This window comes from Brevibacterium oceani, assembly GCF_013623835.1.
GTDB classification, from domain to species: domain Bacteria; phylum Actinomycetota; class Actinomycetes; order Actinomycetales; family Brevibacteriaceae; genus Brevibacterium; species Brevibacterium oceani.
The window spans coordinates 74,372-90,090 of record NZ_JABKDE010000003.1 but is presented as its reverse complement, the minus strand read 5'-3'; the positions used below and the strand labels follow the sequence as shown (position 1 = coordinate 90,090).

The following is a 15,719-nucleotide window of genomic DNA, read 5'->3' as shown; positions in this document are numbered from 1 at the left end:
CCTGTGGGTGTGCGGGGCGAGCCAGTCTCATCAATTCCATCTATGGCGAAGTTCAACAGTATCTGTTGGACTAATGTGGCGTGGGTCGCAAGGATGGGGGAAATCATCCCGCGACCTGAGGAGATCTCGGATGTCCACCACAGCCCCAACCGAGCAGCGAACCACCGCGACGAGCATGCAGAAGAAGGTGCTCGTCGGCGGCAGCATCGGCCAGTTCGTCGAGTTCTACGACTTCACGCTGTACGGCCTCTCGGCCGTCATTCTCTCCGAGTACTTCTTCCCCGAGGGCGACCGGATCACCGGACTCCTCGTCATCTTCGCAACGTTCGGCGTCGCCTTCGTCATGCGTCCCCTCGGAGGACTGTTCTTCGGGGCGCTCGGCGACAAGGTGGGCAGGCGCAAGACTCTCACCATCACGATCTTCCTCGTCGGCTGCTGTACCGCGCTCATCGGCGTCCTCCCCGGCTTCGCCACAATCGGCTGGATCGCTCCGATCCTGCTTATCCTCGCCCGCCTCGGCCAGGGATTCTCCGCTGGCGGCGAATCGGTCGGCGGACCCTCATTCGTCTATGAGCACGCCCCGGTCGGCAAGCGCGGACTCTGGATCAACATCACCCTCGCCGCGACCGCACTGCCGTCGGTGTTCGCCGGCGGCCTCATCCTGCTGCTGTCGACGATGATGTCCGACGCCTCCTTCGACTCGTGGGGCTGGCGGATCCCCTTCCTGCTTGCCTTGCCTCTCTCCGCCGTCGGACTCTGGATCCGCTCGCGCACCGACGAGTCCGAACTATTCAAGAAGACCGCCGAAGAGCGTCCGAAGGAATTCAGCCCGATCCGCGACTCCTTCCGCGAGAACTGGGTCGGCATGCTTCAGGTCTTCTTCGTCCTCGGAGTCACCGCACTCGGCTTCTACATGCTCTCCGCCTACTTCGTCACCTACATCCAGACCACCGGCGACCTCAGCCGGGAACAGTCGCTGCTGACGAACGCGATCGCCATGGCCAGTTATACGATCTTCCTGCCCGTCGCGGGAGCCATCGGCGACCGAGTCGGCCGCAAACCCATGCTCATCGCCGGATCCATCCTCCTGGCGGTCACCTCGGTGCCGGCGTTCGGGCTCGTCACCAGCGGACACATGGGACTGGCCTTCCTCGGGCAGACGATCTTCGTCCTCGCGCTGTGCTGCTACGGCGGCGGCTGCTACACGTTCTTCTGCGAGCGGTTCTCGACGAAGACCCGGTTCACCTCGGCGGCGATCAGCTACAACATCTCATACGCAGTGCTGGGCGGGACCGCGCCGTTCGTCGGCACCTGGCTCGTCGACATCACCGGGGTCAACACTGCTCCCGGGTTCTATATGGCAACCTGCGCGGCAGTGTGCCTCATCCTCATCTTCGTCACCCGATTGCCCGAGACCCGCGGACGTCTGGGATAAGCCTCGGTGCGCGGATTCGAGAGCGCCCGTCCACCCGCGCGCCGCTCATCCAAACGCCCCACACCGACCCCATGAATCAGAGACAAGAGAAAGCGACCATCATGAACCACCAGGCAGACCCCTCGAGCGACAACGCCTTCCTCACCGCCTTCCACCACGTCGCCACGATCGGCGCAACCGACAACAACGGCGTCGACCGACAGGCGCTCACGCCCGAGGACAAGCAGACGCGCGACTGGATGCGCGCGTGGGCGGAAGCGCACAGCTTCGAGGTTCGTGTCGATGCAATCGGCAATATGTTCGCCTGCCTCCAGCTCGTCCCCGACGCGTCCGAGGCATCCCCGGCCCCTGACTCACCGTCCGGCTCGGCTGACACCAGCGCCGCCCCCTACGTTCTCATCGGCTCACATCTCGATTCCCAGCCGCTCGGCGGGCGCTTCGACGGGGCGTATGGCGTCATCGCCGCACTCTTCGCTGCCCTGCGCGTCAAAGAGCAGCTCGATGAATCCGGACAGCAGCCGACGTTCAACCTCGCCGTCGTCAACTGGTTCAACGAGGAGGGCGGCCGCTTCGCTCCCTCGATCATGGGCAGCTCCGTCTACGCCGGCCTGTTCGACCTCGACGAAATGCTCGCCGTCACCGACCTCGACGGCACCTCCGTCGCCGAAGCACTCGCGACCATCGGCTACGACGGCACCGACACCCCGCCCGAAGCGATCACCTATGCCGAGATCCACATCGAACAGGGCCGCATCCTCGAACGCGAGGCCACCGACATCGGCGTCGTCGAGTCCAGCTGGTACACGCAGAAGCTCGACATCGACGTCCTCGGTGAGCAGTCCCACACCGGAGCCACGGCCATGGCCGACCGCCACGACGCCCTCGTCGCGGCCGCGAAGGTCGTCCTCGCTGTCGCCGAGGTGGTCGATGAGTTCGACGACGAAGCGCTCGTCTCCTCGGTCGGGCAGCACGTCGTCGAACCGAACTCGCCGATCGTCGTCCCCCGCCGCGTTCACATGGTCGCTGACCTCAGATCATCAGACCCGGCCATCGTTCAGACCGCCCGCGACTCGCTGCGCACCCAGATCGCGGAGATCGCCCGAGCCCACGACATCACCATCAACGTTGAGGACTTCGACATCCGCGACAAGCAGCCGTTCCCGCTCGAGGGAGTCGAACTCGCGGAGAAGGCCGTGGCCAACGAAGGCCTGACCATCCGCCGCCTCGAGACGATGGCCGGGCACGACTCGGTGGCAATGAATCATCGTGTGCCCGGGGTGATGATGTTCGTCCCCAGTGTCGACGGCGTTTCCCACTGCGAACGCGAGTTCACCACCGACGAGGACATGCTCCGCGGGGTCCGCGTGCTCACCTCGGTCGCGGGTGAACTCGTGCGTGGGCAGCTCAGCGAGGTCCGCGACGGTGAGACTTGGGTCGGACGCTCCGTCGCCGAGGCGCGGTCGAGCGTTACGGTATGAATGGCACGCTCCCCAGCTCCACTCATCCCGTGCCCAACAAACGAACTCACGCCGAGGTGACCCGATGACCGCAACACCTGACCTCCACACGCTCTCTGCCACCGAGGCGCTCGCCGCCTTCCGCGCCAAGGAGCTGTCCCCGGTCGACTACCTTGAAGCTCACATCGGCCGGATCACCCACCTCGACGACCAGGTCAATGCGGTCACCGAGGTCGTCGAGGAAGCGGTCACCTCGGCGAAGGATGCGGAGAAGTTCTACGCGAATGCCACCGACGATGACCTCGCCGAGGCGGCGGCCACCCGACCGCTGCTCGGCCTTCCCGTGATCGCCAAGGAGAAGCACGCAATCGCCGGCCGCGGACTGACCCAGGGACTCCTGCACGAACGCGACACCATCGCCGAGGCAGACGCCGCTGTCATCGCCCGCATCCGCGCGGCGGGCGGTTACGTCCATGCTCGGGCGACTTCGCCGGAGTTCAGCTGCGCGACGATCACGCATTCGCCGATGTGGGGCGTGACCCGCAATCCGTGGAACCTCGAACTCTCACCGGGAGGGTCGTCCGGCGGGTCCGCGGCCGCTCTCGCCGCCGGGTACGCGCCGCTGGCCACCGCCTCGGACATCGCCGGTTCGACGAGGCTGCCCGCCGCCTTCACCGGCACCGTCGGGTTCAAGGCACCCTACGGTCGCATCCCCGGCGCCCAGCCGCTGGCCGCGGATTGGTACCGCGGCGATGGGCCGATGGCCCGGACCGTCGCGGATGCCGCGCTGCTCGCCCGCGTCATGATCGGCCTCGCTCCCAGCGACCATGCCACGATCGACTCGACCGGCTGGCTGGACGGGTTCGATGCCACCTCCGCCGAGGTGGTCGACCGTCTCCGCGGGCGTCGCGTCGCGCTGTGCCTGAGGTTGGGGGGCTTCCCCGTCGGGGAGGACATCATCGCCAACACCCGGGCGACCGCCTCGGCGCTGGAGAAAGCGGGAGCGATCGTCGAAGAGATCGAACTGCCGTGGACGGCCGAGAGGATCTTCGAAACCGCGTTCACCCACTTCGGGAACCTCCTCGCGCAGGCGATGCGGGCAGCGACCCGCGGCCACGAGGACACGCTGGCCGACTACACGCTGCAGTTCATGGCCGACGCCGAGGCGGTCGCCGCGCGCCGCTCACTCTACGAGGGGCTCGCCATGGAAGCGCAGATCCAGGCGGAGCTCGCGGCCGCGATGGACGGATTCGATGTCCTGCTCGCCCCCACCTCGGCGGTCGCGGGACTCGAAGCCGGCGCCAGCTACCTCGACGGGATCACGATCGACGCCGGGGGAGTGGGGCGCGAGGGCCACCGAGATTCGGGCGGCACCGGCTCGAGTGGGGCCGGTCACGACGGCAGTGCGGAGCAGACGGTCGAGGGGATCCATCTCGACCATTACTGGCAGGCGCACATGACGATGCCATTCAACATCTGCAACCGGGTGCCGATCGTCAACGTGCCCTCAGGGATGGCCGACTGCGGGATCCCGACGGGCGTCCAAGTCGTCGCGCACCCGTACGACGATCGTGCCGCGTTCGAGATTGCCGCCGCGATCGAGCAGCTGATGCCGTGGACGGTGCTCGCGCCGGAGTGAACTGACGGTGTGAACGCCGATCGCTGTGCTGTGAGCGATTAGGCTGGAGCCGGACGGCTTTGAATCGGATTGAGGACGGACCCCGTCATGCGACCCAAGCACAGTCAGATGATGACGTTCTCCGATGACTCACGGGCGAATGTGGCAACTGTGCCCACCCTCGTCGTCAGCATCGTCCTCGTCCTGGCCTTCGGGATGAATCCGCTCTCGGCCGATTCCGGCGATAGTGAGCTGTTTCGCCTGACCCGCGAGCTCGTTGGCATCTTCCTCATCTTCTGGCCGCTCTTCTCCCTCACATATCTCACTTGGACCCATCTCGGTCTCGCGGAGCTCAGCGAAACCGAACTCATGGTCCATTCCCGGTGGGCACTCGCTCGCCGTCGCCGATGGTGGACGAAGTTCTTCAGCATGGGCGGCGCCACCTCGTGGGCGGTGATGGCTGCCTACGTCGCGTTCCTGCTCAACATCTACCTCATCACTTCTGCCTCGCAGGAGAACACTTTGTTCGCCGCTCTGCTCGGTCTGGCCAACGTCATCGCGTCGTGGGCTGTGCTCGTCTATTCGTTCGCACTCGAGTTCATGCGCATCGATCTGGGAGGCGGCGGCAGTGCCGATGCTCGGCAGCTGGAGTTCGACATGGAAGGCCCGCGGAGGTTCGGCGACTACCTCACCTTCGCGGTGTTGTCCTCGACGATGACGGCTGCCCTGCCCGGGCGCGCAGTCACCCGTTCGGGATGGAGACTCGTGCGCACGAACGTCATCGTCGCATTCGCCTTCAACTCGGTCGTCGTCGCGACACTGGTGTCGATGATCCTGTCGTACGTGGCGGTGTGAGGCGGTAGTCGCCTTCCGCGGTCGCGAATTTTGCCATTGCGGTTTCCGGTTCTTCTGACACGATGGGAATCGTGTATGAGACGACACGGCGCGGAGCCGCCTCGGCGCTGAACATCGATGAAACGATCGCCGCGGTCGAGGACATCGGGCGCGAACTCAACGCGGTCACCTCGGCGATGGGCGTTCGAGCACTGACGCTCGCACGGAGATCGGCCGAACGAACCGCTGCGGGGCAGCCGCCTCGGCGCCTCGAGGGTGTGCCGTTCGCGATCAAGGACGTCATCGACGTCGCGGGATTCCCGACGACGATGGGCTCGCGAGTGAGCAGCGGACCGGAGCCCAGCACTACCGCTCCCGTAGTCCACCTCCTTGAACGGGCCGGAGCCATCCCGGTGGCGAAGACGAACTGCCAGGAATACTCGTACGGCATCCTCGGTGATGAGAGTGCCTTCGGCCGGGTGACCAACCCGGTCGACCCCGCGCTGTGCACGGGCGGATCGAGCTCCGGCTCGGCGGCGTTGGTCGCCTCCGGGGTGGTGCCGCTGGCCGTGGGGACCGATACGGCAGGGTCAGTGCGAGTGCCGGCCGCATGCCAAGGTGTCATCGGCTTCAAGCCGACGTTCGGCGCGCTCTCAACCGAGGGAGTCTTCCCGCTCTCGCCGTCCTTCGACACCGTCGGGCTCTTCGCCCGCGAGATCCCCCTGATCGCCACGGCGTTCGCGGCGATCACCACGGGGGACGGCGCGGTTAGTGATGCCGGCGCCGAGGCGGCAGTTCGCGAGGCGCGTGCGCGCGGACCCATCACCGTCGACACCGGGCTGATCGACTGCGCGGGGGCGTTCGCGGAGGATGCCCAGGCATGGGCTCGACAGAACCTCAGGGAGAGGCGGCGAGATCATGCGGAGCTGAGGGCCACCTCGGCGATATCGGACGACCTCGTCAAGGTCATCGACGAGGGTCTTGCGATCTACGACATCGTGCGCCGGTATGAGGCATTCGTGCTGCACGAGCAGTACCTCGGCGAACAGGGCGAGCTGTACCAGCCGGGGGTGTGGGCGAAGATCCTGTCCGGGCAGTCCATCACCGAGGCGGAGTACCGGTCACAGGTGGCCGCCTTGGAGGACTTCCGAGCCTCGGCCGTCTCGTTCTTCGACGACGTCGATTTCATCGTCACCCCCGCGATCGAAGGTGAGGTGATCCGCTGGGACGAGATCGACGACGGATCCGCAGCGAAATTCATGCGCTACACGCTGCCATTCAACGTGCTCGGATGGCCGGCGGTCACTCTGCCGGTGCGACGTGAACCTGGCATCGGACGACCGCCGGCCTCCGTCCAGATCGTCGGCCCGCCGCGCGGGGATCGTGATCTGCTCGAGTTCGCAGCCGACATCGGAGGTACTCGGCTCACGGGCGCCTGACCCTGAGGAGGTCGCCGCGACGACGCAGCGGCCGTACCAACGAAGCGGCCGTACCAACGAGACGGGGCCGGGGCCGAAACAGCGCAATCGACATGCGTGTCTCGGCACCGACCCCGTTTCCCGGAGATGGCTAGAGCTTTAAAACCTCAGCCCTACAGTCTCCAGCAGCTGTCGAGTGGTGCCTTGCCCGCGAACGTGCGGGTGGTGAAGGTCTCGATGCGGGGAATCGAAGCAACGTAACCGCCGATGTGCGTGGGCCCGAGGTTGTCCTCGAAGGCGACCTTGTGACCGGCGCGGCACCACGTCGCCGCGAGCTCCTTGCCCTGCTCGAAGGGGATGACATCGTCGAGATGGCTGTGGTTGACCAGCAGCGGGACATCCGGCACGGGCGCCTTGCCCAGTCGCTGCCTGTCGGCGATGTCCATGAATCGCTCCTCGACGATCTCCTGGAGGGACCGGCCGTCCTTCGTCAGTGATTTCGTGTCAGTGAAGGCGGTCGAGAGCAGAGCCTCGATGGTGCACTGGTTCGAGGTCTCGGCGACCGTCTTCTGCCCCTTCTCATTGAGGAACTCGGTGAGATCGATGTCGGCCTGGGCGGCGAAGGAGTCGACTCCGTAGAGGGCGAACGCCGTGTAGACGCTCGAGAGCCCGGAGACCGTCTTGTACAGATCAGTGGGCACGGCACCGGCCGAGGCGGAGGCGACGTTGAGCTCGGGTGCCCACTCATCCTTGAGCTCCAGTGCCGATGCCGTGGCGTGACCGCCCTGCGAGTATCCGCGCAGCTGCAGCTTCGTGTCCTCATCGATGCCGCCGCCGTCGACCTGCTGGACCGCACGTGCCGCATCGAGGACCGAGCGTCCCTCTTCGACGCGATCGAGATAGTGGTGGTCGCCCTCGGTGCCGAGCCCCATGTAATCGACGACGATGACCGGATGCTTCGCCGCCAACGCCGAGGCGACCGAGATCCCCTCGTACTCCGTGCCCATTCCCATCTGCCGGCTGGGCGCGCACTTGTCCGCGATGCCCTGAGTTCCGGGCGAGATGACGACGGCATCGTCGGCGTGACCGCTCGCGCCCTTCGGGGTCAGCAGTGTGGCCGTCGCCGCCCGCGCGGTGCCCTTTTCATCCGTGGTCTTGTACATGAAGGCTGTCGCCTTCGCATCATGCTTGATGAGCTTCACCGGATCGAGGTAGAACTCGGAGTCGGCCTGCTTGAGCACTGTGCCGTCCTTGCTCGGCAGCGAGGACGGGGTCTCGTAGAAGTCTTCGGGGACGCCGGACGCGGGGAGGTCTTCCTGGGCTGCGGCGTATTCGACATCGGCGGGAGTGAGCTCATCGGACTTCTCGACCGCCTTGCGGGCCTGCTCGACACTCACGCCCTCGGGGACGTTGTTCGTGTTGAGGGCTCCGGGATCCTCGGCTTCGCGGTCTTTGACGAGCTGTTTGGCCTCCTGGTCCGTCTGGGGGACCACGTCTGAGGCCGGGGCGGCGTGCGCCGGTGCTGCCATCGTGCTCAGGGCGAGGGTGAGGCAGGCCGCAGCGGCGGTGGTCAGCGCGGCAAGACGACGGGTCGGCATCCCGCGGGGGGCGGAGTGGCACGAGGTCGAGCTGAGGTTCGGATCTTCGCTGGTGGTGTTGGTGCCGGTGCGGCTGGTGCGCGTTCTCATCGGCGGCATTCCTGTTCTGTCGTGGATCTCGGCATTGAGAGTGCATGGACAGGGTGGTGTCGCAGACCGACGTGACAGGGGTGGTGCCGGCGCGGTCGCCATCGTTCTGTGCCCGTATGGTGACGGGCATCACAAGCCTACTCGATAGTAGAACTCAGTGGTAACTTGCCTTGATCGGTCGGTGTCGAAATACCGATGAGCGGTCGTGGGCCGCGTTCAGGTGAGAGCGGAACGGATCACTTCGGCGATGACGAGGAGTGCGCCGACAATGGAGGCTCCGACTGCCAAGCGATAGAGCAGCTGTCGATCGGCCCTGCGGATGACGAAGTTCGACAGCCATAAGCCGATGAGCATGAACGGGAGCAGGAGTCCGGCCGCGACGAGGTGCCTGGTGCCGACCTCACCGCCGATGGTCAGGCCGGTGAGGGACAGGATGCTGCCGAGGGTGAAGTAGGCGCTCATCGTCGAGCGCATCGATGACGGGTCGAGCGAGCGCATGATGAGGCTGATCGGCGGTCCGCCGATGCTCGTGGCCGTGCCGAAGATGCCGGAGACCGACGAGGCGATGAACATATTGCGGTGCGAGGCTGCCGGGGACCAGCCCACCAGGCTGAATGCGGCGCCGCCGAGAACAGTGATCGCGAGCATCAGGGAGAGGCCGGAATCCGGCAGCAGCACCACCGCCGCGGTGCCGATCGCAATGCCGGGCAGCCGGCCGAGGGCGCCCCAGCCGACGAGCTTCCAGTCCACGTCCTGTCGCTCGCGGGCGAAGGCGGTGAATGAGGTCAGAGTGGCCAGCAGCAGAAGGGCGGACGGCAGCAGATCAGGGCGCAGGAGCGCGAGCACAGGCGCGGTGATCATGCCGAGGCCGAATCCGATGGAGCCCTGCAGGCATGCCGAGCCCAGCACCACGATCCCGATGATCAGGTACTGGATGATCTCCATCGATTCCTCACTTCGCTGTTACTGGAGCACTGGACCGCGCAGCGCACATTGCGCGTTCTGAACAGCCACTATATGCGCAGAACGCACAGGCGGGCATCTTTTTCTCGAAAGGACTTGCGCAAAACACGCACATATGGGCTACTCTTGACGGAGATTGCGCACGGTGTGGTGGTTCCATCCTGGCATCATCCACCGGCCGATCGTTCAGAAGTCCATCTACACATGGGAGTGCAGCCATGGCCGCCGATGTCCATAGCGTGAAAAGCAGCTCTGTCTCTTCGACGCCCGCGCAGAATCCGCTGCCGCGCGGACTCGGCCTCGTCACCTCGGTCGGACCGGGCCTTGTGCTCGCGATGTCCTTCCTGGGCACGGGCGACCTCGTCAGCTCCTCCGTCTCCGGAGCCTCCTACGGGTACGCCCTGCTGTGGACGCTCATCCTCTCGCTCGTCGCCCGCACGTTCATCATCTCGTCCATCGCGAAGTACACGCTGATGAACAAGCACGGCGACACCCAGATCCTCGACGGATTCGCCCGCCTCTCGCCGGTGCTGCCGGGAATCATGGGCGCAGTCGTCCTCATCGCCGGCTTCATCACCCAGGCCACCTTCCTCCTCGCCGCAGCCGTGGGGCTCCACGAGCTCACCGGCGGTGAGTGGGGCGGCGCCTGGGGCCGATTCATCTGCGCGATCATCATCGTCGCACTCACATTGTCGCTGGTGATGCTGCGTAAGCAGTTCGTCGTCCTCGAGTACTTCGCCCGTTTCGCCTCGGTCGCGATGATCGTCGCCTTCATCTACGCGCTCATCAAGATCGGGACCTTCGACATCGCCGGTTTCGTCCAGGGAATGGCATTCGAGATCCCGAAGGAGCAGAACACCTCGGCGTTCGCTCCGATCGTCATCGCCTCGGCCACGATCGGCACGATCGCCGGCAACATGCCCAATCTGCTGTATTCCGGCTTCATGCGCGACAAGGGCTGGATCGGACCGAAATATCGGAAGATCCAGCAGTTCGACCTCATCGTCGGCATGGCCCCGCTGCTCATCATCAACCTCCTGTTCTGGATCGTCGCGGCCGAGTTCAGCGCCGCCCATCCCGGCTTCTCCATCGGCGACGAGTTCGATCTTTCCCATATGCTCTCGGTCGCGGTCGGCCCGATCGGTCCGTACCTGCTGTGGATGTGCATCTTCTTCGCAGCGATGACGAGCTTCCCGCCGCAGTCCCGCGGCTTCGCACAGCTGGCCATCAACGGCATCAATCACACCGTGCCGTCGATGCGGAGATTCCTCGGCCGTGACGAGGAGAACCCTGCCTTCCGTTGGATTCAGGCGATCGTCTTCATCATCCTGCCCCTTGCCTCGACGATCCCCGGCGCCCCGGACCTCATCTCGCTCAACATCGTGGGCACTGCGCTCTCGACCGTACTCAGCCTGCCGATCATCGTTGTGTGCATTCTGCTGCTGACCTCGCGGAAGAAGCACATGCACTCGTATGCGGTGAACCGGAAATGGCAGACCGGACTGCTGCTGCTCCTCGGCATCATCGCCATCGTCGTCGGCGTCCAGATCGCCCTGCAGATCCCCGCGATGTTCCAGACCGCGTTCGGATGATGAGTTCGGACCGTCAGCCCGCGGAATCCCCCGCCGAGGCGGCTCACCCTGCGTACCCTGATGATCGTTGCCAAGACATGGAGGAGAAACACCCATGAGTCTGCTGTCCCAGCCCTCCCTCGATCGCGTGTCGGCACCGCCGGCGGACGGGCGACTCCGCTTCTTCGACGACGACGGGTGCGCGGCCGCGGTCATACCGACCGACCGTCGGTCGAACCACGCCGCGTCGATCCTGGCGCTGCGGGACGGGGGGCTGCTTGCCGCCTGGTTCGCCGGCAGCGATGAAGGCAATCAGGACATCGACATCCTCGTCTCCCGCTTCGATCCGGATACGGGAGCGTGGGCCGCCTCGGCGAGCGTCACCCACGATGAGATCCGCTCCGACCAGAACCCGGGACTCTTCGCCGCTCCGGATGGAACGATCTGGCTCGTCTACACCTCGCAGCTCTCGCGGCAGTCGGGGGTGCCCGAGACGTTCAACCTCCAACACACCTCCGTGGTCAAGATGAGCCGCTCTTCCGACGGAGGAACCTCCTGGAGCGAACCGGAGACGCTGTTCGGCCGGGAGGGAACGTTCTGTCGTCAGCCCATCCAGATCCTCGCAGATGGGACGTGGGTGCACACTCAGTGGCTGTGCTTCGACGACGATTCGAAGAACGGCTCAGACCAACCGGTCGTGCAGATCTCATCGGACCAGGGAGCCACCTGGCGGCAGGTGGACTTCCCCGACGCCGCCGGCCGGGTCCATCCGAACATCGTCGAGGTGGCCCCCGGTCGGCTGGTGTGCCTGTTCCGCTCGCGTTTCGCCGACTGGGTCTACCTCAGTCGCTCCGAGGACGGGGGAGAGACCTGGTCGGTGCCCGAAGCCACCGAGGTTCCCAACAACAACGCCGGTCTCAGCGCCTTCCTGCTGCCCTCGGGCATGCTCGCGCTCGTGTCGAACGAACACCAGGTCGCCACCGAACCCGGCGAGGTGGTCTGGCCGTATGAGCGGATGCGGATCATCATCGCCGTGTCGAACGATGAGGGACGCACCTGGCCGGTGCGGCGGGTCATCGAACCCGGCGACGGCTTCGCCGGAGTCGGCAATCTGCGCAGCAACCGCCGGCAGGAGTACCCGCACGGAATCGTCGATGCCGACGGACTCATCCACGTCGTCTACGCCTACAGCTCGCGACGGGCGATCCGGCACGTCGTCTTCGACGAGGCCTGGATCTCGGGAGTTGAGGATCAGGTCCACACCGACTGCAAGCTCTGGGGCTGAGGCGCGGAATCTGAGCTCGACCTGGGTGGCCTGACGAAACTGCAGAAGCCCCGGGACTCGTCGGAGTCCCGGGGCTTCTGCGCGGTCTTGTGCGCTCAGCTCTGCCGGGCGTTGCCCATCTGATCGACTCGGACGACGGTGATGCCGCGGTCTTCGAACGGTGTGATCTGTGCGGGCTCTGCCGAGTCGTCGGTGACGAGCGTCCAGCCGTTGCCGAGGTCGGCCCAGGCGTGGAAAGGGCGCTGGCCGAGCTTCTCGGCGTGGGCGACGACGAAGACATGGGCGGCCCGGCGGCTCATCAGCTCCTTGAGCCGCACCTGTTCGGGCAGTGCCTCGCACACCCCGTCCTCGGCGGTGACGGCATCGGCGCCGAGGAATGCGAAGTCGAAGGTGAATTTCTCCAGCCCCGCCTCGGTGATGGGGCCGATGAAACCTTGACTGACAGGCCGATAGCGACCGCCGAGCAGTGTGAACTCGACGTCGTCGAGATCGGCCATCTGCTGCAGGGAGGTCAGACCGGAGGACACGACGGACAGCGGGGAAGTGTCGCGCAGTCCGCGCGCGATCTGCGCCGTGGTCGTGCCGGCGTCGAGGAGCACATGCGAACCGGCAGGCACCTGCTTGGCGCACCACGAACCGATCGCGCGCTTGACCTCGGGGGCTTCGTGTGACCGTTCGGCCAGCGTAGCCTCGGATTCGGTGGGTACGGCGATGACACCGCCGTAGGTCCGGGCCAGCTCGCCGGAATCGGTGAGCTTCGCCAGATCTCTGCGGATCGTCGAGGCTGTGACTCCGAGCATGTCCGACAGGGTCTCGACACTCATCTCGCCCTGGGTGCGGGCCAGCTGAAGGATCTCCTCGCGACGTTCGCCTGCGTTCATCTCTCTCCTGATCAGTTGCCGTTGATCGCCACTGTATCGCGGATCCTCGCGCGGACCGCGCAGTGCCGCCTCGGTGATGGTGCGGTCCGCGGATTCGAGTGCGCGTGAACCGCGCAGAACTCAGACGACGGCGAGAGCAGCCGCCTGGCGCATCGCCTCGCTCATGGATTCGGTGTCGACCTTGCCGGTGCCGGCGATGTCGAAGGCGGTGCCGTGATCGACCGAGGTGCGGATGACCGGCAGGCCGACGGTGATGTTGACTCCGGCGTCGATGCCGAGGACCTTGATCGGCCCATGCCCCTGGTCGTGGTACATCGCGACGATGAGGTCGTAGTCGCCGCGGCCGGCGAGGAAGAACGCGGTGTCGGCCGACAGCGGCCCGATTGCGTCGATGCCGTCGGCCTGGAGCTTCGCGATCGCCGGGGCGATCTTCTCCTCTTCTTCGCCGTAGCCGAAGAGCCCGTTCTCACCCGCGTGCGGGTTGATCGCGCAGACCCCGATGTGCGGACGTTCGAGTCCGGCCCGGACGAGGGCCTCGTGGCCGCGGCGGACAGTGCGTTCGACGAGTCCGGGCTCGATCTTCGCCACGGCATCGATGAGGCCGATGTGCGTGGTCACGTGGATGACGCGCAGCTTGGGGGAGGAGAGCATCATCGAGACCTCCTCGGTCCCGGTGAGCGACGCGAGCATCTCGGTGTGCCCGGGGTACTTGTGCCCGGCGGAATGCAGTGCTTCCTTATTCAGCGGTGCCGTGCAGATCGCCTGCACCTCACCGGACATCGCCAGCTGCGCGGCGCGTTCGATGTAGCGGAACGCAGCATCGCCGGCCACCGGGGACAGCTCGCCCCAGGGCAGATCGCCCGGCAGAAGGGCCAGGTCGATGACGTTGATGACGCCATCGCGATGCTCGGCGTGCGCAGGGGAGTCGACGCGGCGGACCTCGACGTCGGCGCCGAGCACCTGCGCAGCCTGTTCGAGCCGTGCGGCATCTCCGATCACGACGGGTTCGGCCACGGCGAGCACCGACGGGTCGAGGCAGGCGGCGATGCAGATCTCGGGACCGACGCCGGCTCCATCGCCCATGGTCACTGCGACTGTGGGAAGCGCGTTCATTGACTCTCCTTCGTGGTTCGCGACGCTGGCCGCGGTGGTCGTGGGCTCACCGGTGGTCAGAGCCGTGTGGATGAGGGTGAGGGAATCGGGTCCGCCTTGGCCGCCGGGGCGGGTGACGACGGCAGTGAGCTCGACATCGGGTTCGCGGCCGGACTCTGCATCGGGGGCGGGGCCGGCATCGATGGATCGATCGATGTCTGCCGATGATCTCGCCGAGGTTGCTGCGACGGTGGACAGCACCGCCCCGGGGTGGATCTCGCGGATCGTCTCGATCCGATGCACGCCGAGGCGGTCGAGGACGGCACGTGCCGTCTCCCCTCCTGCGGCGGCGAGGGCAACGGGGCCGAATCCGCTGAGGGCTTGGGTGGTGAGTTCGGCGAGAAGTCCCGGCAGGGGTCGAGGATCGACGTTCGTCCCCGTGTCGGTGAGTCGGACGACGAGGTGGCTCTGAGCCAGCGCCGTGCGCACGCGTCCGGCGCTTTCACGCAGCTGTTCGGGGCGATCGGGCCACCTCGCCACTTCGGCAGCGGGAAGTTCGAGCACACGGGTGTTCGAATGGTCGAGCAGATGAGTGACCTGGGCATCGATCCGTTCGGCGGCGGTGCCGAGGAGAGTGAGGACGCGACCAGCCGTGCGCGCGAGGACTGACGGCTCGGGCCGTCGGTCTGCCTTGTCTCTGCTCGTTTCGGCGGAGCTGTCACCGCGGTGCTCGGCCAGGGCGCGTGCCAGGGCAGAGGTGCCGACGAGGACGGCTGAGGTCGCCTCGGCGACGGAGACGATGCGCGCCAGATCGTCCATGGTCTCGGCATCAGCGGTGATGAGGCGCTCTCCGTCGAGGAGGGCGGTGGTGCGATCGTTGCAGTCCGGCCCGTTGTGGCGAAGCGCCCGGACGTCCTTGAGGCTCAGATGCCGGGCCGGGACAGGGCAGAGATCCTCGAGCGACTCCGGGGCACGGTCGCTCTCGAGGCTCCATGCGCGGGTGCGGCTGAGGCGCACTCCGTCGTCGAAGGGCGCACCGTCGACGACTGTGCGGTTCTGCTGCGGCAGCGCCGGAGCGAAGATCACGGGCCCGTGCGCGTAGCCGAGTGCCGCAGAGAGGGCGGCGCGGATGTTGCCGCGCAGCAGTGAATCGACCTTGATGAGCGTGGTGCGTGCCGTGCCGAAATCACGGAGGGCGGCGATGGTGCGCTCGTACCCCGCCTCGACCGGCAGGTACCGGCAGTCGAGATCGATGACGAGGTCGAGGGCAGCGGTGTCGGCCACCTCGGTGATATCGCCCTCCGAGCTGGGAGCCGACGGTGCGTTCGACGGGGTGAGCATGATCGGGGTGCCGGCCTCGAAGGTCGCGGCGACCTCGGCGGCACCGCTGAGATCGTCGGCGATGACCAGGACACCGGATTCGCCTGCTGACATGGCACTCCTTTGCGTCCGGTCCGGCTGAACATCTCTACATTGA

The 15,719-nt window shown here is 66.1% G+C and carries 11 protein-coding genes; 7 read left to right on the top strand and 4 right to left on the bottom strand.

Going from position 1 to position 15,719, the window contains the following annotated elements:
* The first annotated feature begins 130 nt into the window (after positions 1 to 130).
* The 5 genes from HK401_RS06895 to HK401_RS06875 all read left to right on the top strand — a co-directional run bounded on the left by HK401_RS06895 (position 131) and on the right by HK401_RS06875 (position 6,783).
* Entirely contained in the window at positions 131 to 1,435 is a 1,305-nt protein-coding gene (locus HK401_RS06895; RefSeq protein WP_258234059.1) for an MFS transporter, read from the top strand.
* Positions 1,436 to 1,536: 101 nt separating this feature from the next.
* Positions 1,537 to 2,913 carry a M20 family metallo-hydrolase gene (locus HK401_RS06890; protein ID WP_181273936.1) on the top strand — a complete coding sequence of 459 codons (1,377 nt, stop codon included), beginning with the start codon at positions 1,537 to 1,539 and terminating at the stop codon, positions 2,911 to 2,913.
* Positions 2,914 to 2,977: 64 nt separating this feature from the next.
* The gene (locus HK401_RS06885; protein ID WP_181273935.1) at positions 2,978 to 4,531 is read left to right on the top strand and encodes an amidase; all 1,554 of its coding nucleotides are present in this window, start codon (positions 2,978 to 2,980) and stop codon (positions 4,529 to 4,531) included.
* 87 nt (positions 4,532 to 4,618) lie between these two features.
* The gene (locus HK401_RS06880; protein ID WP_258234058.1) at positions 4,619 to 5,365 is read left to right on the top strand and encodes a DUF1345 domain-containing protein; all 747 of its coding nucleotides are present in this window, start codon (positions 4,619 to 4,621) and stop codon (positions 5,363 to 5,365) included.
* Between the two features lie 71 nt (positions 5,366 to 5,436).
* The gene (locus HK401_RS06875) at positions 5,437 to 6,783 is read left to right on the top strand and encodes an amidase (RefSeq protein ID WP_181273934.1); all 1,347 of its coding nucleotides are present in this window, start codon (positions 5,437 to 5,439) and stop codon (positions 6,781 to 6,783) included.
* Between the two features lie 152 nt (positions 6,784 to 6,935).
* Here HK401_RS06875 and HK401_RS06870 read toward each other — a convergent pair whose 3' ends face one another.
* Both HK401_RS06870 and HK401_RS06865 read right to left on the bottom strand, forming a co-directional pair.
* Complete coding sequence (locus HK401_RS06870; RefSeq protein ID WP_181273933.1) at positions 6,936 to 8,450, bottom strand: lipase family protein; 1,515 nt, start codon at positions 8,448 to 8,450, stop codon at positions 6,936 to 6,938.
* Between the two features lie 216 nt (positions 8,451 to 8,666).
* Positions 8,667 to 9,395: a sulfite exporter TauE/SafE family protein gene (locus HK401_RS06865; RefSeq protein WP_181273932.1), complete on the bottom strand. Its 729-nt coding sequence runs from the start codon at positions 9,393 to 9,395 to the stop codon at positions 8,667 to 8,669.
* Between the two features lie 257 nt (positions 9,396 to 9,652).
* Here HK401_RS06865 and HK401_RS06860 point away from each other — a divergent pair, with 257 nt between their 5' ends.
* Positions 9,653 to 11,005: an Nramp family divalent metal transporter gene (locus HK401_RS06860; protein WP_181273931.1), complete on the top strand. Its 1,353-nt coding sequence runs from the start codon at positions 9,653 to 9,655 to the stop codon at positions 11,003 to 11,005.
* A gap of 94 nt (positions 11,006 to 11,099) precedes the next feature.
* Positions 11,100 to 12,269: a sialidase family protein gene (locus HK401_RS06855; RefSeq protein WP_181273930.1), complete on the top strand. Its 1,170-nt coding sequence runs from the start codon at positions 11,100 to 11,102 to the stop codon at positions 12,267 to 12,269.
* Positions 12,270 to 12,364: 95 nt separating this feature from the next.
* Here HK401_RS06855 and HK401_RS06850 read toward each other — a convergent pair whose 3' ends face one another.
* Both HK401_RS06850 and pdxA read right to left on the bottom strand, forming a co-directional pair.
* Positions 12,365 to 13,150 carry a DeoR/GlpR family DNA-binding transcription regulator gene (locus HK401_RS06850; RefSeq protein ID WP_181273929.1) on the bottom strand — a complete coding sequence of 262 codons (786 nt, stop codon included), beginning with the start codon at positions 13,148 to 13,150 and terminating at the stop codon, positions 12,365 to 12,367.
* Positions 13,151 to 13,270: 120 nt separating this feature from the next.
* Positions 13,271 to 15,676 carry a 4-hydroxythreonine-4-phosphate dehydrogenase PdxA gene (pdxA, locus tag HK401_RS06845; protein ID WP_181273928.1) on the bottom strand — a complete coding sequence of 802 codons (2,406 nt, stop codon included), beginning with the start codon at positions 15,674 to 15,676 and terminating at the stop codon, positions 13,271 to 13,273.
* Positions 15,677 to 15,719: the final 43 nt, after the last annotated feature.

Excerpts from the sequence above, each read along its gene's own strand:
- HK401_RS06895 (WP_258234059.1), top strand. The coding sequence starts at position 131 with ATGTCCACCACAGCCCCAACCGAGCAGCGAACCACCGCGACGAGCATG.
- HK401_RS06890 (WP_181273936.1), top strand. The coding sequence starts at position 1,537 with ATGAACCACCAGGCAGACCCCTCGAGCGACAACGCCTTCCTCACCGCC.
- HK401_RS06885 (WP_181273935.1), top strand. The coding sequence starts at position 2,978 with ATGACCGCAACACCTGACCTCCACACGCTCTCTGCCACCGAGGCGCTC.
- HK401_RS06880 (WP_258234058.1), top strand. The coding sequence starts at position 4,619 with ATGCGACCCAAGCACAGTCAGATGATGACGTTCTCCGATGACTCACGG.
- HK401_RS06870 (WP_181273933.1), bottom strand. The coding sequence starts at position 8,450 with ATGAGAACGCGCACCAGCCGCACCGGCACCAACACCACCAGCGAAGAT.
- HK401_RS06865 (WP_181273932.1), bottom strand. The coding sequence starts at position 9,395 with ATGGAGATCATCCAGTACCTGATCATCGGGATCGTGGTGCTGGGCTCG.
- HK401_RS06855 (WP_181273930.1), top strand. The coding sequence starts at position 11,100 with ATGAGTCTGCTGTCCCAGCCCTCCCTCGATCGCGTGTCGGCACCGCCG.
- HK401_RS06850 (WP_181273929.1), bottom strand. The coding sequence starts at position 13,150 with ATGAACGCAGGCGAACGTCGCGAGGAGATCCTTCAGCTGGCCCGCACC.
- pdxA (WP_181273928.1), bottom strand. The coding sequence starts at position 15,676 with ATGTCAGCAGGCGAATCCGGTGTCCTGGTCATCGCCGACGATCTCAGC.